Annotated in this window: 17 protein-coding genes; 10 read left to right on the top strand and 7 right to left on the bottom strand. The window is 69.0% G+C overall.

What is annotated here, in order from left to right; translation table 11 throughout:
- The first annotated feature begins 79 nt into the window (after window positions 1-79).
- Together AB0L57_RS26195 and AB0L57_RS26190 are read left to right on the top strand one after the other, a co-directional pair.
- The gene (locus AB0L57_RS26195) at window positions 80-1,486 is read left to right on the top strand and encodes an MFS transporter (RefSeq protein ID WP_364967298.1); all 1,407 of its coding nucleotides are present in this window, start codon (window positions 80-82) and stop codon (window positions 1,484-1,486) included.
- Window positions 1,487-1,584: 98 nt separating this feature from the next.
- Window positions 1,585-2,769, top strand: a complete 1,185-nt coding sequence (locus AB0L57_RS26190) for a hypothetical protein (RefSeq protein WP_364967296.1) — start codon at window positions 1,585-1,587, stop codon at window positions 2,767-2,769.
- Between the two features lie 3 nt (window positions 2,770-2,772).
- On the opposite strand, the gene AB0L57_RS26185 is transcribed toward AB0L57_RS26190, so the two are convergent.
- Window positions 2,773-3,675, bottom strand: coding sequence for a hypothetical protein (locus AB0L57_RS26185; RefSeq protein WP_364967294.1), 903 nt, complete (start codon window positions 3,673-3,675; stop codon window positions 2,773-2,775).
- Between the two features lie 299 nt (window positions 3,676-3,974).
- On the opposite strand from AB0L57_RS26185, the gene AB0L57_RS26180 reads away from it, so the two are divergent.
- Window positions 3,975-5,216: an MFS transporter gene (locus AB0L57_RS26180; protein ID WP_364967292.1), complete on the top strand. Its 1,242-nt coding sequence runs from the start codon at window positions 3,975-3,977 to the stop codon at window positions 5,214-5,216.
- The gene (locus AB0L57_RS26175; protein ID WP_364967289.1) at window positions 5,213-5,752 is read left to right on the top strand and encodes a GNAT family N-acetyltransferase; all 540 of its coding nucleotides are present in this window, start codon (window positions 5,213-5,215) and stop codon (window positions 5,750-5,752) included. The genes AB0L57_RS26180 and AB0L57_RS26175 overlap by 4 nt, the downstream gene beginning before the upstream one ends.
- Window positions 5,753-5,801: 49 nt before the next feature.
- Here AB0L57_RS26175 and AB0L57_RS26170 read toward each other — a convergent pair whose 3' ends face one another.
- Both AB0L57_RS26170 and zapE read right to left on the bottom strand, forming a co-directional pair.
- A complete protein-coding gene (locus AB0L57_RS26170; RefSeq protein WP_364967286.1) occupies window positions 5,802-6,608 on the bottom strand; it encodes a tyrosine-protein phosphatase in 807 nt (268 codons plus the stop codon).
- 76 nt (window positions 6,609-6,684) lie between these two features.
- Window positions 6,685-7,704 (bottom strand): cell division protein ZapE, encoded by a 1,020-nt coding sequence (gene zapE / locus AB0L57_RS26165; RefSeq protein WP_364967283.1) that lies wholly within the window; start codon window positions 7,702-7,704, stop codon window positions 6,685-6,687.
- A gap of 35 nt (window positions 7,705-7,739) precedes the next feature.
- Here zapE and AB0L57_RS26160 point away from each other — a divergent pair, with 35 nt between their 5' ends.
- From AB0L57_RS26160 to msrB, 4 genes are all read left to right on the top strand, one after another.
- Window positions 7,740-8,531: a pyrimidine reductase family protein gene (locus AB0L57_RS26160; protein ID WP_364967364.1), complete on the top strand. Its 792-nt coding sequence runs from the start codon at window positions 7,740-7,742 to the stop codon at window positions 8,529-8,531.
- A 32-nt stretch (window positions 8,532-8,563) separates the two neighbouring features.
- Window positions 8,564-10,132 (top strand): alpha/beta hydrolase, encoded by a 1,569-nt coding sequence (locus tag AB0L57_RS26155; RefSeq protein WP_364967281.1) that lies wholly within the window; start codon window positions 8,564-8,566, stop codon window positions 10,130-10,132.
- A gap of 159 nt (window positions 10,133-10,291) precedes the next feature.
- Complete coding sequence (locus tag AB0L57_RS26150) at window positions 10,292-11,617, top strand: glycosyltransferase family 87 protein (protein ID WP_364967278.1); 1,326 nt, start codon at window positions 10,292-10,294, stop codon at window positions 11,615-11,617.
- Window positions 11,618-11,650: 33 nt separating this feature from the next.
- Window positions 11,651-12,103, top strand: a complete 453-nt coding sequence (gene msrB / locus AB0L57_RS26145; RefSeq protein ID WP_364967275.1) for a peptide-methionine (R)-S-oxide reductase MsrB — start codon at window positions 11,651-11,653, stop codon at window positions 12,101-12,103.
- Between the two features lie 127 nt (window positions 12,104-12,230).
- On the opposite strand, the gene hemQ is transcribed toward msrB, so the two are convergent.
- The 3 genes from hemQ to hemE all read right to left on the bottom strand — a co-directional run bounded on the left by hemQ (window position 12,231) and on the right by hemE (window position 15,640).
- A complete protein-coding gene (gene hemQ / locus AB0L57_RS26140) occupies window positions 12,231-12,926 on the bottom strand; it encodes a hydrogen peroxide-dependent heme synthase (RefSeq protein WP_364967272.1) in 696 nt (231 codons plus the stop codon).
- 167 nt (window positions 12,927-13,093) lie between these two features.
- The gene (locus AB0L57_RS26135) at window positions 13,094-14,434 is read right to left on the bottom strand and encodes a protoporphyrinogen oxidase (protein WP_364967269.1); all 1,341 of its coding nucleotides are present in this window, start codon (window positions 14,432-14,434) and stop codon (window positions 13,094-13,096) included.
- A gap of 138 nt (window positions 14,435-14,572) precedes the next feature.
- Entirely contained in the window at window positions 14,573-15,640 is a 1,068-nt protein-coding gene (gene hemE / locus AB0L57_RS26130; protein WP_364967267.1) for a uroporphyrinogen decarboxylase, read from the bottom strand.
- 106 nt (window positions 15,641-15,746) lie between these two features.
- On the opposite strand from hemE, the gene AB0L57_RS26125 reads away from it, so the two are divergent.
- Window positions 15,747-16,385 (top strand): DUF3000 domain-containing protein, encoded by a 639-nt coding sequence (locus AB0L57_RS26125; protein WP_364967264.1) that lies wholly within the window; start codon window positions 15,747-15,749, stop codon window positions 16,383-16,385.
- A gap of 22 nt (window positions 16,386-16,407) precedes the next feature.
- The gene (locus AB0L57_RS26120) at window positions 16,408-17,709 is read left to right on the top strand and encodes a ribonuclease D (protein ID WP_364967261.1); all 1,302 of its coding nucleotides are present in this window, start codon (window positions 16,408-16,410) and stop codon (window positions 17,707-17,709) included.
- Here AB0L57_RS26120 and AB0L57_RS26115 read toward each other — a convergent pair.
- Window positions 17,697-18,500 carry an enoyl-CoA hydratase gene (locus tag AB0L57_RS26115; protein ID WP_364967259.1) on the bottom strand — a complete coding sequence of 268 codons (804 nt, stop codon included), beginning with the start codon at window positions 18,498-18,500 and terminating at the stop codon, window positions 17,697-17,699. The two genes, AB0L57_RS26120 and AB0L57_RS26115, sit on opposite strands and share 13 nt — an antisense overlap.
- Window positions 18,501-18,513: the final 13 nt, after the last annotated feature.

Genomic DNA, 18,513 nt, shown 5'->3' with positions numbered 1-18,513 from the left:
ACGACACTTCGGCCCGCACCGAAATATGCCGGCGGATACTTCGGTCCACACCGAAGCATTCCCGGCCGACACTGCCCTCATGATCGCTACTCCGACCACCGCGTCCGGCCGCGGCCTCGTGCTGACGGTGATGTGCGCCGGGATGTTCCTGGTACTGCTCGACGTGACCATAGTCAACGTGGCGCTACCCGCGATCGGGCACGGGTTGCGGGCAGCGGTGGCGCAGCTGCAATGGGTGGTCGACGGATATGTGGTGGCCATCGCCGGGCTACTGCTCGCGGCCGGGACGCTCGGCGACCGGATCGGACATCGCCGGATGCTGCTGACCGGCTTCGCGCTGTTCGGCGCCGCGTCGCTCGCGTGCGCGCTGGCTCCGGGCATCGAGGTGCTCATCGGGGCGCGGGTGGCCCAGGGGGTGGGTGGCGCCGTGTTGCTGCCCAGCACGATGGCGGTGATCGTGGAGGTGTTCCCGGGGCGCGCGGAACAGGCGAAGGCACTGGGGACCTGGGCGGCGGTGTCCTCGCTGGCGCTGCCGTGCGGTCCCCTGCTGGGTGGCGTGCTGGTGACGCATATCGGGTGGCGGCCGGTGTTCTGGATCGCGGTCCCGCTGACGATCGTCGCGGCGGTCGCGGCCCGGTTCGTGGTGCCGGTGGATGCCGCGCGGCGCGGTGGTCGCGTGGATGTGCCCGGTCTGGCCGGATTCGTCGTGGGGCTGAGCGCGCTGATCTTCGCCATCATCGCCGCGGGTCATCACGGTGGTCCGGTGCGGATCCTCGCCGCCGGCGCGGTCGCGGTGTCGGGTCTCACCGTGTCCGTCGCCCGCGCGCGCCGCGGCGCCGATCCGTTCCTGCCGCTGGACCTGTTGCGGCGCGGCGAATTCCTGGCACCGAATGTCGTGGCCGTGCTGATGAACCTGATCGTCAACGGGATTCTGTTCGTGAGCACGTTGTATCTGCAGGACACCCTGGGCCGGTCGGCCGCCGCCGCGGGGCTCGCGGTGGTGCCGCTCGCGGTGCCGCTGGTGATTCTCGCGCCGGTGTCGGGGCGCCTCACCGCGCGATACGGCCCGCGGCCGGCGATCGTGGCCGGGTGCGTCCTGGCCGCCGCCGGCTCGGCGGGGCTGACCCGGCTGGCCGCGGCCGGCGGAATCGGCCTGTTGCTGGGATCCTTCACCCTGCTCGGCTGCGGCGCCGGACTGATCACCGCCTCGGTCGTGGCGGCCACCGTCCGGGCCACGCCGGCACAGCGGTCCGGCCTCGCGACCGGGGTGTCCAATACCGCGCGTCAGATCGGAACCGCCTGTGGTGTGGCGATATTCGGCGCCGTCGCCGGCGCACCGTCGGCTACGGGATTCCCCGGCCGTATTCACCTGCTCGGGGCCGGATCGGCGATCGTCTGGGTGGTGGCCGCGGTGATCACCCTGTGCGCGGTGGACCGCGGCTCTCGGCCCGCCGCCGCGGTCGCCGTCACCGAACCCGCCCGCTGAGCGAACCCATCGCGGTGGACACGCCCGCGCCTGACCGTCCGAAACCGCACGAGGGCATAGGCTTTCGAAGGTACGTGCGACACGGCGAAAGGCTCGAGGTGACGACCAACCGGATCGAGGAGATTCAGGCCGGGCTGCTCGACGACCTGCGCGACGGGATGTCCTTCGCCTCCGAGCAGATGGCCGCCACGCTGGCGGAGATGGTGGCCGATCAGGCCGAGGACCGTCCCCGGGACGGAGAACTGCTCACCCGGCGGCTGGGATTGCAGGGCATCCGACCGGAGACGTTGACACTGCTCGGTGCGCGTCTCGAGCTCTCACGAGACCGGGTCCGCCAGCTCTACACCCGGGCCGCCGGGCAGGTGCTGCGGCGGGTGCAGGCCACCGGATCGCCCGATCCTTCGGTCTTCGCCGAGCGGTACCCGGTCGGCACCGGCGATCAGAGCCTGATCCGCACACTGCTCATCGAAACCTATGTGAGCGACAGCGATATCGCCGCGCAGGATCTGGCCTATCTGAAGCTCCGGCTGGCCGGGCACGGGCTGATCGATGCCAAACGGGTGGCGGGATTCGTCTTCCAGCGCATCGCCGGCTGGCAGCAGCGCGGCCGCTGGCATCCGGATCATCCCCGCGGTGGCGAACCTGTTGCCGGACAGTTGCTTCCCCTGCTCCGGCGGGCGACGTGGCCGGAGAGCGACCCGGCCGGGCTCCCCGAGCTGCCGATCACCACCGTCGACGCCGGCGACGACGCCCGCGGCCGGATGTTCGCCGAAAAGCTCGGCCGGGAAACGACATTCGACACCGCGCTGCAGGCCCGGCTGTTGCGGATTCTGGACGAGGCCGAACAGGTCGCCGGTTACGTCGAACGTCCCTTCGGCGTCGACTACGACCTGGACGGCATACCGGACTCCTACTGCCCCACCGTCGCGGTCCGGCTCACCGACGGCCGGGTGCTGCTCGTCGATGTGATCGCGCTGGGGCAGATCGGTCTACACCCCCACCGCGTCCGGATCGACGCCGCCCGCGCCGAGGCTCGTGCCCGTGGCTGGGGCTGGCTGGTGTTCACCGGCAGCAGTCTCGGCGAGCCGGATCTGCTGCAGCACAAGGTCTCCGCGCGTTCGGAGAACATCCTGCGCAACCGGCTGGCCGACGGCGCGATCGGATGGCGCGAATTCCGGGACTGCGTCGAGGACACCGGCCTGGAACCGGTGGATCTGATCGCGCTGACCCTGCGCCACGGCTGGCGCTGGGACCGCGCCCCGTTCCGGCTCGGTGCCACCTGAGGCTCAGCGCAGCATGAACCCAGCGATGATGAAGGTCACGATCACCAGCATCGCGAAACATGTCAGCAGCTGCCAGTGCAGCACCGTCTCGCGCTGACGGGCTATCCGCACCCGCAGGCCCGCCTCGAGCCGATCGCGGTCGGCCAGCCGGCGGCGGGCGGCGTCCAGGTCGGTGACGACCGATTCGGCCCGTTCCAGCCGGTGATTGAGCTTGTGGATGTGTTTGGCCCGATCCCGAGTCGCTCTGCGCGCCACGGCCAGTTCGGTGCGCTGATCGAGCAGCTCCTGGCGCTGCTGCGCGATCATCATCGCCTGCGCGTGGGTGTGGGCCTCCCAATCGCTCACCGTCGCCCACCCTCTCGTGTCCTCGTCCAGATATCCGCAGGCCAGCTCGCCCACGACCCATCTGTCAATGAATTTCCTTATATCCCAAGGTGTTTCCCGATGGGCAAGAATACCGTCGGAATCGATGACCAGGCCGCCCGACAACGCCCGGTACTCACACCCGGCGGCGGCGAAATCGTCGACACCGAGCGCGGGTATCTGCCCGATCCAGTATCCGGTCGGGCACAACCACAGCACCTCGTCACAGCCCACCGCCTTCAACCGGGCGGTGCGTTTGCCGGCGTGAGCCAGCGAAACGGGTGCGCTGCGCACCTCGATCGCACACAACCGGTCCCCGCGCCGCCACAACAGTCCGGGCGTCTGCGCCCCCAGCGGCTTGTCCACTTCGGCATCGTCGGCACCGGCCGCCAGCAGCCGGCCACGCAACCAGTACTTGAGCCGCTGGACATCCCAGTGGCAATCGCCGCATCCGGGCTCGCGGCACCGGTCCCCTGCCTGGTGTCCGCGCGGATTCGGCTCGACCACAGGAAGTTTCACTGTCTCCAGAGGAGCCAGCGTCATCGTCTGCCGCCTCGTGTCGGCCCGTTCCGTCGTACTCACGCGACCACTTCCCCTACCCGTGCACCCGGGGCCCGTCCGACCCGCTCCTTCAAGAGTGCCGTACGTGCCAGGGGGCTTCACGTACCCGTGACCGGATTCGTTATCCAACCGGGAGCCCGGCGTGATCATGTCGCATGGCGAGCAGCGAATTCAGCACGATCGGACACCGGCGTGATCGGGACGCGGCAGAACCGGAACCCGCCGGGCGGACCAAACCGTCGAGCTGTGTCGAATGCGGCGGGAACCATTAGGCTGGGCCGATGTTCGACCGCGGATACATGTCTGTATCGGCCCCGCTCCGGGCCGCCCGGACCGCGAATTCGGTGGCGTTCGCCCTGCAGGGGTTCTTCCTCGCGGTGATCCTCACCGAGCTGCCCCAGCAGCGTGACCGGCTGGGTCTCACCGACACCGTCATTCTCGTCGCGGTCGTGATGATCTCCGGACTCGCGGCGGGTGGCAGCCTGCTCGCCGAGCGAGTGGCGCTGCGGTGGTCGAGCCGGGTGGCGCTGCGGGCGGGACTGATTCTGATCGCGGTGACCGGACTGGGCATCGCGGCGGCGCCCGATATCGTGGTCGACCTGATCGCACTCGGTTGCTATGGCGTGGCAGTCGGCATGGTCGACGCGGGCACGAACATGCAGGCGGTGTTCATTCAGCACGGGTACGGGCGATTCGTGCTGTCGTCGTTCTACGCGGCCTGGAGCGCGGGGTCGATTCTGGGCGCGCTGTTCGTCTCGGGGTGCGAAAAGGCCGGGATCACACTGCCGTACGCGGTGGCGATCGCCGCCGCGGTCGTCGCGATCGCCACGGCCGTGTTCGGACCGCGATTACTCGGCCGTGAACAGGCCGAGGCGCACTCGGCGGCGCCGGACCGGACCGATGCGCAGGGCGCGGCGGCGGTGCCGCTGCGGGCGTATCTGGCACTCGGAATCGCGATGGCCCTGGTGTTCGCCATCGATCTGGCCGTCGGCAACTGGTCGGCGCTGTATCTGACCGACGATCTGCTGTCCTCGTCGGCGACCGCGGCGTTGGCGCTGGCCGCCTATCAGGGCGCCTCGCTGATCACCCGGCTCACCGGCGACTGGTGGGTGCGCCGATTCGGCGCGCGCGCCGTGGTCCGGGTGGCCGCGGCCACCGGGGCGGCCGGGCTGGTCCTGGTGGTCACCGCGCCGGGGCCGGTGCTGGCGCTGGCCGGATTCCTCGTCGCGGGACTGGGACTGCCGGTGATCGCCCCGCTCTGCTTCAGCGAGGCGGGCCGGCTGACCGGCGGCAGCGGACTGGACGCGGTGATCGCGCGCCTCAATCTGTTCAACTACGCGGGCACCCTGATCGGCGGTGGTGTGGTCGGGGCCGTGGCCGCCGTCGCCAGCCTGCGTGCCGGGTTCGTCATACCGCTGCTGTTCGCCGCGGCACTGATCGCGACCGCCCGATTCTTCCGGCCGCGTCCACCCGTCAGCGAACAGGCCGCTAACCAAACCGGACGTGCTGTACTGGACTCATGAGCGAGCACGAAGTCGTCGTCGACCGGGCCGGGCTCTGGGATGCCGAGGCCCTCAGCGACGTCGCCGCGGCGACCTTTCCTCTGGCCTGCCCGCCGGAACTCACCGACGAGAGCATCGAGACCTTCATCGCCGATGTACTGTCCGACGAGCGCTTCGGCGATTATCTGAGCGATCCGCGGCGCGTGGTTCTCAAGGCGATGGCCGGTAGCGACATCGTCGGCTACGCCATGCTGATCGCGGGCGATCCGGCGGATCCGGCGGTCGCCGCGGTGATCGATCGCCGGCCCGCCCTCGAGATCAGCAAGATGTACGTGATGCCCGGCCACCACGGGAGCGGAGTGTCGGCGGCACTGATGGAGGCGACGATCGACTATGCCCGCCGCGGTGGATATTCGGTGGTGTGGCTCGGGGTCAACCAGCTCAACGAACGCGCGCAGCGCTTCTACCGCAAACATGGCTTCCACGAGGTGGGCACCAAGACCTTCACCGTCGGCGACCAACTGTGCCACGACTTCGTGATGCGGTTGACGCTGTGAATCCGGCTGTCGCGCAGCCGGACTCACTCGCGATCTTCGAAAACCCCACTCAGGCCAGCAGTTTCGCCTTCAACGCGGCGACATCGGTATCGGTGAGCTTCAGCCCGTCGTGGACGTAGTTGCCGAAACTCCCGTAGCTCTGATCCACCTGATCGAAGGCCGAATCCAGCGCCGAGAGCACCACCCCGTCGAGCGGGTCACCCTCGGAGGCATTGCGGTAATAGTTCGACAGCAGGAAGTCGTAGTTCACGGTGTCGCGGTCCACGCCCAGGATGGTCAGCAGCACGGCCGAGGTCCAGCCGGTGCGGTCCTTACCCGCCGAACAGTGGAACAGCACGGATCCGTCGGCGTCGACGATGTCGTGCAAAACACCGGCGAAGGCTTCGCTCGCGCCCGGGGCGGTGATGAAACCGCGGTACAGATCGTTGCCCGCACTGAGGGTCGACGCCATGACCTGCGGCGGCGCCTGGCCGATCACATCGTGGACGTGCAACTGCGCCCCGGCCGGGATCCGGTCCGGGCTCAGCGCCCGCTCGTAACCGGTACGCAGATCGGCGACGGTACGCAGACTCCGCGCGGTCAGGGCGGCGGAATCGGCATCGGACAGTTTGCTCAGGTCCGCGCTGCGGAACACCAGGCCGGTCCTGACCACGCGGCCGTCGCCGGTGCGGTAACCACCCACGTCCCGGGCGTTCTGCACACTCGCCAGAGGCAATGAGCGGCCTGCGGTGTCCACCGCGACCGACGAGGTCGCGGCGGGCGGATCGGCGGCGACCGCGACACCCAGTGCCGGGCCGGTCACGATCAAGGCTCCGGCCGCGACCGCGGCGGCGAGGCGAATCGGACGAGGGGCCATGTCAGCTCCGATCAGAGATACTGGACGGTTGTCCATGGTGAGACTCGCCCCCGACGGTACGCCGTACGGAACGCGCTCAGCCCGCCGGTACCTCGAAGCGCGACAGCGCCAGCAGTCGCGAGATCGCCCGCAGATACTTCTTGCGGTACCCGCCGCCGAGCATCTCCTCGGAGAAGATCTTGTCCAGCGACGTCCCGGACACCGTCACCGGGATACCGGCGTCGTAGAGCCGGTCCGCCAGGACCACCATGCGCAGCGCCACAGCCTGATCGGTGATGGTGTGCACCGCAGAGATGTAGACCGCGGCGACACCGGCGATCAGCGAACCGTACTTCGACGGATGCAGCGTGCTCAGGTGATCGAGCAGTGCGTCGAAATCGTCGAGGGTGGAATTCGGTGTGGCCGCCGCCTTTTCGATCAGGACCTCGGCATCGGTGGGTTCCGGTGCGGGCGGAAGGTCACGGTGACGATAGTCGGGGCCGTCGACGCGGATGGTCTCGAACAGTGAACCCAGCTTGCGGATCTCGCGCAGGAAGTCCTGTGCGGCGAAGCGGCCCTCGCCGAGTTGATCGGGCAGCGTATTGGACGTGGCCGCCACCGAGACGCCGCGCGCGGTCAGCTCACTGAGCAGCCGCGACACCAGCATGGTGTCGCCCGGATCGTCGAGTTCGAATTCGTCGATGCACAGCACACTGTTGCCGCCGAGACGCTCGACCGCATTGGTGAAACCCAGCGCGCCCACGAGATTGGTCACCTCACCGAAGGTGCCGAAGGATTTCCGGCCCGGAGACGCGTGGAAGATCGAGGCCAGCAGGTGGGTCTTGCCGACGCCGAAACCGCCGTCGAGGTACAGACCCGCACCACTGACCTGCTTCTTCTTCCCGAACAGCGATTTCTTACCGGCCACGGCGTGGATCTTGCCGACCCGCCCGGCGAAATCCTGCGCCGCGCGCACGGCCGCGGCTTGGCTCGGCTCCTTCGGATCGGGAATGTAGGAGGCGAAACTGACATCGTCGAATGTGGGCGGCGGCACCATCTGGGCGATGAGTTGATCGGCCGGAACGTCCGGATGGCGATCGACGAGGCGTTGTTGCACGCTCGTAGCGTACTGACGTGGTGAGATCGGAGCTTATGCAGCGTGTCCCCGATGCGATCCAGTTCACAGCACCGACCGCCGACAGCGCGGGTGAGATCACCGACCTGGTTCAGCTATACACCTACCCGGCGGCGCTCGAGACCCCGTGGATCCGGGCCAACTTCATCGCCAGCCTCGACGGTGCGGCCACCGTCGACGGCCGATCCGGCGCACTCGGCCGGCCCGCGGATGCCACCGTGTACGCCATCCTGCGTGATCTCGCCGACGTGATCGTGGTCGGGGCCGGAACGGTGCGGTCGGAGAACTACGGCGGTGCCCGCACCGACTCCCGCCGCCGCATGCGGCTGCACCATCACGGGCTCGGCGGCGCTCGCGACGGCACACCTCCTCCGATCGCGGTCGTCACCGCGAGTGCGGCACTGGATCCGGCGAGCCGGTTGTTCACCGATACCGAGCGCCTGCCCATCGTGCTGACCACCGTCACCGCCGACGCCGAACACAAACGCCTGCTGGCCGATACCGGTGCCGAGGTGATCGAGGCAGGCCACAGCACCGTCAGCGCCGCCGACATCCGCCGCGTACTGGGCGAACGAGGTCTGTTGCGGGTGCTGTGCGAGGGCGGGCCGTCGCTGTTCGGCGAACTGATCGGCGCGAATGCGGTCGACGAGTTGTGCCTGACCGTGTCGCCGCTGCTGGTCGGCGGCACCGCCGGGCGAATCGCGGTGTCGCCCAACGCCTTGCCGACGGCGATGAGCCTGCGCCACGCACTGCTCGACGACGACGGCACGGTGCTGACCCGTTGGGAGCGGACCCGCACCCAGAGCTGAAACGGCGCACCGAACCTGGCAGGGTGTAGCGCATGCGTTGGACTCGGGCCGCCCTGCTGGCATCATCGCTGACGGTTCTGCTCACCGCCGCCTGCGGTGCCGGACCGTCGCAGCGGCCGGGAGTAGCCGTGGAACAACCCCACGGCGGCCCGGGACCCGCGGTCACCGGCACCAGCACCGCACCGCCCCCGCCGCCACAGGCTCAGGTCCCCAAAACCGATCTGTCCTGGCACGATTGCGCCGCGCCCACGTTCAACCTCCTGGGCACCGGGGCGCCGCCGCCGGGAGTGATCTTCGAATGCGCGGACTTCTCCACGCCGATCGATACCGGCGGCACGGTCCTGGGCACCTTCCGCACCGGGGCCGTCCGTGTCCGTACCGCGCAGACCCCGGCGGACGCGGCTCCGGTGGTGGTCACCTCCGGCACCGATCGGTCCACGACGGCCACCCTCGCGGGTCTGGTCTCGGGCCCGGAGGCGACGATCCTGGCCGATCACCCGCTCGTCGGGGTGGACCGCCGCGGCCTGGGCAGCTCCCAGCCGATCGATTGCCTGTTCGAAGACACGCGCCGGGATCTGGCCGACAACGGGCAGTTCACCCCCGGCGGCGACCGCGTGGACGCGACGGCGAAGCTGAGCCAGGATGCCACCGTCGCGTGTCAGGACTTCCTGCAGCCGTATCAGGCCGCCTACGACGCCCCGCACGCCGCCGACGACATCGAACAACTGCGCAAACAGTGGCAGGTCGACCGGATCGACCTGCTGGGCACCGGTAACGGCACCCGGGTCGCGCTCAGCTACGCCGCGAAGTACGGCAACGACCACCTGGCCCGGCTGGTGCTCGACTCACCCGAAACGGTCGGCGCGGATCAGGTCACTCGCACCGAACAGCAGGTCAAGGGCGCGGAAGCCGCACTGACCGGATTCGCCCGCCGCTGCGCCGATCTGAACTGCTCGCTCGGCGCCGATCCGCGCGCCGCGATCACCGATCTCGTCGGCCGGGCCGGTGCGGGCCAGCTCGGGACCGTATCGGCCTCCGCACTGACCACCACGATCACCGCCTTCCTCGGTGATCCGCGCGCCGATCAGACCGCACACACCGCCGAACTGGCCGATGCGCTGTCGGCGGCCGGACGCGGTGATCTCGGCGCACTGCAGGCCCTGATGACCCGGGAGACCGCGGCGGTCGGATCCGACGGCCAGTTCGTCTCGCGATGCAGCGACAATCAACAGGCCGCCACCCCGGACCGGGCCAAACAGCTCGAAAACGACTGGGGCACGAAGTATCCGGTCTTCGGCCGGAGTGCGGCCAGCGGTCTGATGGAATGTTCGGCCTGGCCTGTGGTACAGGCGCCGCGCCAACCCGACAAGTTCACCCTCCCGGTGCTGGTCGTCGGCACCGCCGCCGACCCGGTGACCGGTGGGGACGGCCCGGCATCGGTGACCGGTGTGCTGGGAGCGGCCGGTGCGCGCACCTCCACACTGCAGTGGCAGGGCTGGGGTCATCCGGTCCTTTCGCACTCCAGCTGCGCCCAGCAGAACATCACCAGGTACCTGAAGGACGCCGAGCTGCCGGCCGACGGGACCGTCTGCCCCGCTTGACCGAGCAGCGCCCGGCGGCGGCGAGGAGGTGTCACCGCGCCGGGCGCCCGTCGGCCGGCGGACAACTGCCCGTGACGCCGGTGGCCGAGTCCGGTCTCCGGCACGCATTACGGCGGGTCCGCGCAACCATCACCGGGGTTTCCGGTGTACCGTGCCCCAGTGTTCCTTCGCCAGCTCGAGCCGCGCACCGCTCGCACCACCGCCGAAGTGTTCAACTTCGCTCTGTGGCCCTTCGCGATCCTCACCGTGCTGCATCAGGTCGTCGTCAAAGGGACCAACTTCACCATCACCGACGACTTCGCGCCGGTCTACAAGGCATCACTGGCATTTCTCAACGGCCGGTCGATCTACGGTGAGAACTTCGATCTGGTCGATCCGCACTACCTGTACCCGCCGAGCGGAACACTGCTGATCGCGCCGCTGGCGATCATCGACCCGGAGAAGTCGCGGTGGTTGTTCATCGGGCTCAACGCGATCGCGATCGTGCTGGCCTGGTATCTGCTGCTGCGCCTGTTCAAGTATTCGATCAGGTCGGTGGCGGCACCGACGCTGCTGCTGCTGATGTTCGCCTCCGAAACCGTCATCAACACACTGGGATTCGGCAACGTCAACGGCTGCCTGCTGCTGGCCGAGGTGCTCTTCATTCACCTGCTCCTGCAGCGGCGCGATCTGCTGGCCGGGGTGGTCATGGGCCTGACCATCGCGGTGAAACCGACGCTGGCGCCGCTGCTGCTGATACCGCTGGCACGCCGGCAATGGCAGGTGTTCATCACCGCGATCGGCGTTCCGGTGGTGCTGACCGCGATCGCGTGGCCGCTGATCAAGGATCCGATGGACTTCGTCCACCGCACGACGCCGTATCTGCTGAAGTCACGCGACTACTTCAACAGCGCCATCGTCGGCAATGCCGGGTACTACGGGCTGCCCGTCTGGCTGAGCTGGGGTATGCGCATCGCGCTGGGCGTGCTGGTGCTCGTCTCGCTGTGGCTGCTGTACCGGTACTGCCGCGAGGACGAACTGTTCTTCATCTGCACCACCTCCGGCATCATCCTCACCGCCTCGTTCCTGCTTCCCGGTTTGGGCCAGCAGTACTACTCGATGATGCTGTTCCCGTTCCTGATGACGGTGGTGCTGCGCAATTCGGTACTGCGCAACTGGCCGGCGTGGCTGGCGATCTTCGGATTCATGACCTACGACAAGTGGCTGCTCGATCACTGGCAGAGCGCCGGGCGCGCATTCGAGTACCTGCGCGTCACCTTCGGCTGGGCACTGCTGCTGATCGTGGTGTTCTGTGTGCTCGGCGACCGCTATCTGGCCGCTCGCCGGGAGGGACGCCTGGATTCCGGAATCGAGCCGTCGTTCCTGCTGCCCGGCGCCCCCGGACGCGCCGCGCCGCCCGCGCGACGGACCAACGGCCGCGAACCGGTGGCGGCCACCGACGTGGTCGATCAGCAGGAATCGACGCAGGCGGGCGTCCTGAGCTGACCGCCGGGCCCACCACGTCACTAGAATCGGCTCATGAGTTCACAGTCCGATTCCCCGACCTCATCGCTTCCGGCCGCCAAGATCGAATTGAGCCCGCAGCAGTGGCGGGCACGGCTGACCCCGCAGGAATACGCGGTACTGCGCGAGGCGGGTACCGAACGCGCGTTCACCGGTGAGTACACCGACACCGAGACCACGGGCGTCTACACCTGCCGCGCATGTGGTGCCGAGCTGTTCCGCAGCACCGAGAAGTTCCATTCGCACTGCGGGTGGCCGTCGTTCTTCGATCCGGCCGAATCCGAGGCGGTGATCCTGCGCTCCGACGATTCCCTCGGGATGCACCGCGTCGAGGTGCTGTGCGCGAATTGCCACAGCCACCTCGGGCACGTCTTCGAAGGCGAGGGCTATCCGACGCCAACGGACAAGCGGTATTGCATCAACTCGATTTCGCTGCGTCTGCACCCCTCGGACGACGCGGCCGGCTGACCGGGGCCGCTTGTCCACGATCACGCGCGTCCCAAGGAGACGCGCGGTGAGCCGACGGTAATTTTACGGACCGCTCACCACCCCGGCACGCCCCGAATTACGGGGGCATGCCGGGCCGGAGCGGCGATCAGGGCAACGCGGTGACGAGCTGTTCCACCTCGACACGGGGGCCGCTGAAGAACGGAATCTCCTCGCGCACATGGTGACGCGCGTCGGTGGCGCGCAGATCGCGCATGAGATCGACGATGCGATGCAGTTCCGGCGCTTCGAACGCGAGGATCCACTCGTAGTCGCCGAGGGCGAACGAGGCGACGGTATTGGCCCGCACATCCGGATAGGAGCGGGCCTGCTTACCGTGGTCGGCCAGCATGCGGCGCCGTTCCTCGTCGGGCAGCAGGTACCAGTCGTAGGAGCGGACGAACGGGTACACGCAGATGTAGTTGCCCGGGTCCTCACCGGCGAGGAACGCCGGAATATGGCTCTTGTTGAACTCGGCCGGGCGATGGATGGCCGCATTGCTCCACACCGGTGTGCTCGCCCGGCCCAGGTCGGTGGTCCGGCGGAAATCGGCGTAGGCGGCCTGCAGATCCTCGATCCGCTCGGCATGCCACCAGATCATGAAATCGGCGTCGGCGCGCAACCCCGCGACATCGTAGAGGCCCCGCACCACGACACCGCGCTCGTCGAGCGAGTCGAAGAACTCCCGCGCCTGCTTGACCACGGTGTCCCGCTCATCCCCCAGCACTCCGGGTTTGACCTGGAACACCGAGAACATCAGATACCGGATGGTCGAATTGAGAGCTTGGTAATCGAGTCGCGCCATGGTCCCCATCGTGCCACTGCGTGCCCGATCGCGGCACAGCCGCACCCCGTGCGAACCTCCCGGGATCGACTCCCCCGCCCCGGCCGCGCCTATCGCGCGCCACCGCTGGGGGCCGGTCCCGGCCATGCGGCCTGCCCGCGACGCCCGTCCGTCCGTCCGCAGAGCGGCTACCGGGACAGTAGCCGTTGTGCGGCAGCGGTTCCCGAGGCCGCACAGGCCGGAACACCGACACCGTGCAGATACGCCCCGGCGACCGCCAGCCGCGGCAACGTCTCCACCTCGGCCGCCAGCGCGGCGATCCGCTCGGTGTGCCCGGGCGCGTACTGCGGCAGCCCGCCGCGCCAGCGCTGCACCAGGGCGGTTTCGGGCCGCAGAGACAGCCCGGTGACCGTCGACAGGTCCGCCACGGCGGCGGCGATCAGCTCCTCGTCCGGCCAGGACAACGGTGTGTCGTCCCCGAAACGGCCGAACGAAGCCCGCACCAGCGCGAGTTCTCGATCGGCCAGATGCGGCCACTTACGACTGGAGAGAGTAAAGGCCTTGGCACGCAACGATTCTCCCGTGGCGACCAGGATTCCGGAGTTGTCCGGCAGCGCGGTGTCGGCGGGCAATCCCAGCGCCACGACGGCCGAGGACGACAGCTCGATCCCACCGGCGGCGGCCGCGGCCCCCGGTGCGATGTCCCGGAGCAGTGCCGCCGTGACCGGGGCCGGAGTGGCCAGCACCACCGCGTCGACCGCTCCGATCGGATCGACCTGCCAGCCGCCCGCGGTCCGCACCAGACCCGTTACCGGCGTATCGATTTCGACCTTGGGCGCGGCGGCGTGGCGCAATGCCTCCAGCAGGACTCCATAGCCGTCGCGCAGTCCGCCGAACACCGGGCCGGTCGACGGTGGCGGGAGAGCCCGGGAGATCGCGGCGGTGAGATTCGGCGCACCGGCGTCGAGTGCGGCGGCCAGGGCGGGCAGGGCCGCCCGTACACCGATCGATTCCGCGCGCCCGGCGTACACGCCGCCCAGCAGCGGGTCCACGCTGCGCGCGACGACCTGTGCACCGAAACGCTCGGCGACCAGCTCGGCGACCGAGGCGTCGGTGCCCAGCTCCCAGCGCAGCGGCAGCGTCGGCTCCTCGGCGATCCGGGCCAGCGTGGCCTCGTCGACCAGACCTTCGACGGTGTCCGGACCGGACGGGATACCCATCAGCGTGCGCTCGGGCAGCGGATGGGTGGTTCCCCCGGACCAGATCAGCGGACGCCGCCCGGCGGGATGCACCAGCTGGTCCGACAATCCCAATTCGTCGAGCAGCGAGGGTATTTCGGGCCGCCGCCCGATGAATGCCTCGGCACCGACGTCGACCGGCTCCCCCGCGAGCGCAACGGTCCGCAGGGTCCCGCCGAGGCGATCACGCCGCTCGAGCAGAATCAGTTCCAGCTCCGGCCCGAGTGCCGCCCGCAGCCGGTACGCCGCCACGAGACCGCTGATTCCGCCACCGACCACCGCAACACGCATCGCCCCAACTCCTCGTCGTCATCACCTCGGTGCCCACGGTGACACCGGGCACGCCCGGGCCCGCACACCGAGCAAAGTACTCCCCCGCCCGCACCGGGCCCGCGCGGTGCACACGCCCGGATCGGCGGCGGGTGGCACCTACAGCGGTACCGGCAGGCTGTGGATCACTTCGACGGCGGCGGTGATGGCGCCCGGATCGGTGTCGGGCAGCACGCCGTGGCCGAGGTTGAAGATGTGGCCCGTCGCGCCGAGCGTGATCGCCTCGTCCGCCTCGTGCGCGATACGGCGGATCTCACGCTCGACGACCTGCGGCCCGGCGAACAGCACGGCCGGATCGAGGTTGCCCTGCAATGCTTTTCCGGGGCCGACCCGGCGCACAGCGTCGGTCAGCGGGACCCGCCAGTCCACGCCCACCACATCGGCGCCGGCCTCACCCATCGCACCCAGCAGTTCCCCGGTTCCCACCCCGAAGTGGATGCGTGGCACTCCGGCCTCGGCGATCTCGGCGAGGACCCGCTCCGAATGCGGCAGCACGAATTCCCGGTATTGCGCCAGCGACAACGCACCCGCCCACGAATCGAACAGCTGCACCGCGTCCACGCCCGCGCCGAGCTGGGCGCGCAGGAATTCCACGGCGATATCGGTGAGCATCCCCAGCAGTGTGTGCCAGGTCTGCGGATCGCCGAGCATCATCGATTTGGTGCGCTCGTGGTTGCGGCTCGGTCCGCCCTCGATCAGATAGGACGCGAGAGTGAAAGGGGCGCCCGCGAATCCGATCAGCGGCGTCTCACCGAGTGCGTCGAGCAGCAGGCCGATGCCGTCGGTGACCGCGCCCACCTCCTCGCGGCGCAGCCGCGGCAGTGCCCGCACATCGTCGACCGAACGCACCGGATTCGCGATGACCGGCCCCACACCGGGCACGATGTCGAGGTCGACACCGGCGGCCTTGAGTGGAACGACGATGTCGGAGAACAGGATTGCCGCGTCCACACCGTGCCGGCGAATCGGCTGCATGGTGATCTCGCACAGCAGCTCCGGATCGAAGCACGATTCCAGTATGCCGATACCGGCACGCAGTTCGCGGTATTCGGGCAGCGAGCGACCGGCCTGCCGCATGAACCAGACGGGGCGCCGACCGGGCGCGGCGCCAGTGGCGGCGGCGAGGAACGGCGCATCGGACAGACGGCGGCGGGTTGGTGTGCTCATCACCGCTATCGTAGGCGGCCACGCACGGGGTGCCCGCGCCACCGTGCATTGCCGTAGCGGCGCGCCTCCGCGTGCCGGAGACCGTTGAGGTCTACCGTTCACAGTCGTGACACCGCTCGACTTCCGCGACGGCGCCGCACCGACCCCGGGCCCCGACAGCGAACCCGCCCAGTTTCGCGCCGCGGTCGATGCGATGGGCACCGCATCCGTCCACCCGAGGATCGAGCTGGCACCGATCCGACCTCCCCAACGCCTGGCACCGTATTCGTACGCCATCGGAGCGGAGGTCGCACACCCGGACACGAACGTCATCCCCGTCGACTCCGACGACGATGCGTTCGGCCGCCTGATCCTGTTACACGATCCGAACGGGCAAGAGGCCTGGCACGGAGTGTTCCGTCTGGTGGCCTACATCCAGGCCGACATCGACGCGGCACTCGCCGGTGATCCGCTGCTGCCGGAGGTGGCATGGAGCTGGCTGGTGGACTCGCTGGAATCGCGCGGTGAGGAGTTCACCGCGCTCGGTGGCACCGTCACCTCGACGAGTTCGGTTCGCTACGGCGACATCGCCGGACCACCGCGCGCCTATCAGCTGGAGCTGCGCGCCTCGTGGACGGTCGGATCACCCCAGCTCGCGCCCCATGTCGAGGCATTCTGCGAAGTGCTCGCCTACGCCGCCGGCCTGCCCCCGGCGGGCATCACCCATTTGCCGTCGCATCCGCGGATTGCCGACGACCGGTTCTGAGGGCCACGTAGAGTTCAGCTTTATGCCCGAAGCCGACGAGTCCGACACCGCCCAGGGGGCGCCACCCACAGCACAGCCCGACCCCAGTGGTGCCGTTCCTCTGCTGGCTCCGGCCGACGGAGTCCCCCCGGTGCTCGATTCCGCGGCCGAGATCGCCGCCGCGGCCGCCGCGATCGCCGCCGGTTCCGGCCCCCTGGCCGTCGATGCCGAGCGCGCCTCCGGATTCCGGTATTCGAATCGGGCCTATCTCGTCCAGTTGCGCCGTCGCGGCAGCGGAACCTTTCTGATCGATCCGATTCCGGAACCCGGCGCGATGGACGCACTCGCCGCCGTGATCAACGAGCTGGAATGGGTGCTGCACTCCGCGGATCAGGACCTGCCGTGCCTGGCGGAACTCGGCCTGCGGCCGGACCGGCTGTTCGACACCGAACTGGGTGGGCGACTGGCGGGATTCGATCGGGTCGGCTTGGCCGCGATGGTCGTCCGGCTGCTCGGCCGGGAGCTGCGCAAGGGCCACGGCGCCGCGGACTGGTCGACCCGGCCACTGCCCCAGGACTGGCTCAACTACGCGGCCCTGGATGTGGAACTGCTCGTAGAATTGCGCGACGAGGTCGCCGCGGCGCTGTCCGACCAGGGGAAATCCGACTGGGCGGCACAGGAATTCGAGCATGTGCGCACCGCCGCGCCCGCTGCGCCGAAACCGGACCGCTGGCGCCGTACCTCCGGTATCCACACCTTGCGCCGCGCCCGGCAACTGGCGACGGTGCGCGAATTGTGGTCGGCCCGTGACGGTATCGCACGACATCGTGATGTCGCCCCGGCACGAATTCTGCCCGATTCGGCGATCATCGCCGCGGCGCAGGCGGATCCGAAGACCATCCCGCAACTGCGCACGCTGCCGGTGTTCGGCGGACCACGCCAGCGCCGGTACTCGCGCGAGTGGCTCACCGCGGTGGAACGTGCTCGGGCACTGCCGGATTCTGCGTTGCCGCCGATGTCGCAGCCGTTCGACGGGCCGCCGCCGGTCAATCGCTGGGAGCGCCGCGATCCGGTCGCGGCCGCCCGGCTCGCCGCCGCCCGGGCCGCCATGAGCGAATTGTCGCAGCGATACACGGTACCGGTGGAGAACCTGCTGACACCGGATCTGCTGCGGCGGCTGTGCTGGGACGGATTGCCCGAATTCCGCTCCGGCGCAATACCGTCGGATCCGGAGTCGGCGATCGGCAAGTATCTCGAAGCGGGCGGTGCCCGGGCCTGGCAGCGCGAGCTGGCGGTCGGCGAGCTGGCCGCCGCGCTGTTCCCGGAATCCGATCAGTCTTCGTAGACCGGAGGGCGCCGGTCCCGGCGGGCACGGATGGCCTCGTCGAAGTTCTCCGTGGTCAATCGCACGTACAGCTGCGCCGTCCCTTCGTGCTGCATATGCGATTCCAGGCTGCCCGCCTCCATACCGCTCCACAGCATGCGCTTGGTCAGCTCGGTGCCGACCCGGCTGTAACCGATGATCCGCTCGGCCAGCTCGTAACAGGTGTCGAGGAGATCTTCGGATGCCACTGCGCGCGAGACCAATCCGATCCGTTCGGCTTCGGCGGCGTCGATATCGCGTCCGGACAGCATGATCTCGAAGGCTCGTGACGCCCCCACCGCCCGCGGCAGCAGATAGCTGATGCCCAGTTCCGCGGAGGTCAGCCCGTTGTTGATGCCCGCGGCACGGAAATAGGCCTGCTCCGAGGCGATTCGGATATCGGTGGCCATGCTCAGGCAGAAGCCGCCGCCGATCGCGGCGCCGTTGATCGCCGAGATCACCGGCTGATGCATGCGCCGCAGCGTCGTCATCACATTGTCGAGCAGGTCCATCGACCGGCGAGCCACCGTGGTGCGGGTCAGGCCCTCGACATTGGGTACCCGCCCGGCCCCCTGCAGATCGGCGCCGGAGCAGAAGCCGTGCCCGGCGCCGGTCAGGACGACCACGCGCACCTCGTTGTCGGCGGCCACCGCCTCGAGGGTCTCCCGCAGCGGGATCATCACATCGAAGGCCATCGCGTTCATGCGTTCCGGCCGGTTCAAGGTGACCAGTGCCACCTGCGGACGCGGCTTCTCGACGAGCACGAACGACATACGGACTCCTACC

Origin of the sequence: Nocardia sp. NPDC052254 (assembly GCF_040679495.1) — a bacterium.
In the GTDB taxonomy this organism is placed as follows: Bacteria; Actinomycetota; Actinomycetes; order Mycobacteriales; family Mycobacteriaceae; genus Nocardia.
The sequence above is the reverse complement of the archived record's forward strand: the minus strand, read 5'-3'. Positions and strand labels throughout refer to the sequence as shown.

Bases quoted from the DNA above. Each gene is read 5' to 3' on its own strand.
- AB0L57_RS26195 (WP_364967298.1), top strand. From the start codon at position 80: ATGATCGCTACTCCGACCACCGCGTCCGGCCGCGGCCTCGTGCTGACG.
- AB0L57_RS26185 (WP_364967294.1), bottom strand. From the start codon at position 3,675: ATGACGCTGGCTCCTCTGGAGACAGTGAAACTTCCTGTGGTCGAGCCG.
- AB0L57_RS26180 (WP_364967292.1), top strand. From the start codon at position 3,975: ATGTTCGACCGCGGATACATGTCTGTATCGGCCCCGCTCCGGGCCGCC.
- AB0L57_RS26175 (WP_364967289.1), top strand. From the start codon at position 5,213: ATGAGCGAGCACGAAGTCGTCGTCGACCGGGCCGGGCTCTGGGATGCC.
- AB0L57_RS26170 (WP_364967286.1), bottom strand. From the start codon at position 6,608: ATGGCCCCTCGTCCGATTCGCCTCGCCGCCGCGGTCGCGGCCGGAGCC.
- AB0L57_RS26160 (WP_364967364.1), top strand. From the start codon at position 7,740: ATGCAGCGTGTCCCCGATGCGATCCAGTTCACAGCACCGACCGCCGAC.
- AB0L57_RS26155 (WP_364967281.1), top strand. From the start codon at position 8,564: ATGCGTTGGACTCGGGCCGCCCTGCTGGCATCATCGCTGACGGTTCTG.
- msrB (WP_364967275.1), top strand. From the start codon at position 11,651: ATGAGTTCACAGTCCGATTCCCCGACCTCATCGCTTCCGGCCGCCAAG.
- hemQ (WP_364967272.1), bottom strand. From the start codon at position 12,926: ATGGCGCGACTCGATTACCAAGCTCTCAATTCGACCATCCGGTATCTG.
- AB0L57_RS26135 (WP_364967269.1), bottom strand. From the start codon at position 14,434: ATGCGTGTTGCGGTGGTCGGTGGCGGAATCAGCGGTCTCGTGGCGGCG.
- hemE (WP_364967267.1), bottom strand. From the start codon at position 15,640: ATGAGCACACCAACCCGCCGCCGTCTGTCCGATGCGCCGTTCCTCGCC.
- AB0L57_RS26120 (WP_364967261.1), top strand. From the start codon at position 16,408: ATGCCCGAAGCCGACGAGTCCGACACCGCCCAGGGGGCGCCACCCACA.
- AB0L57_RS26115 (WP_364967259.1), bottom strand. From the start codon at position 18,500: ATGTCGTTCGTGCTCGTCGAGAAGCCGCGTCCGCAGGTGGCACTGGTC.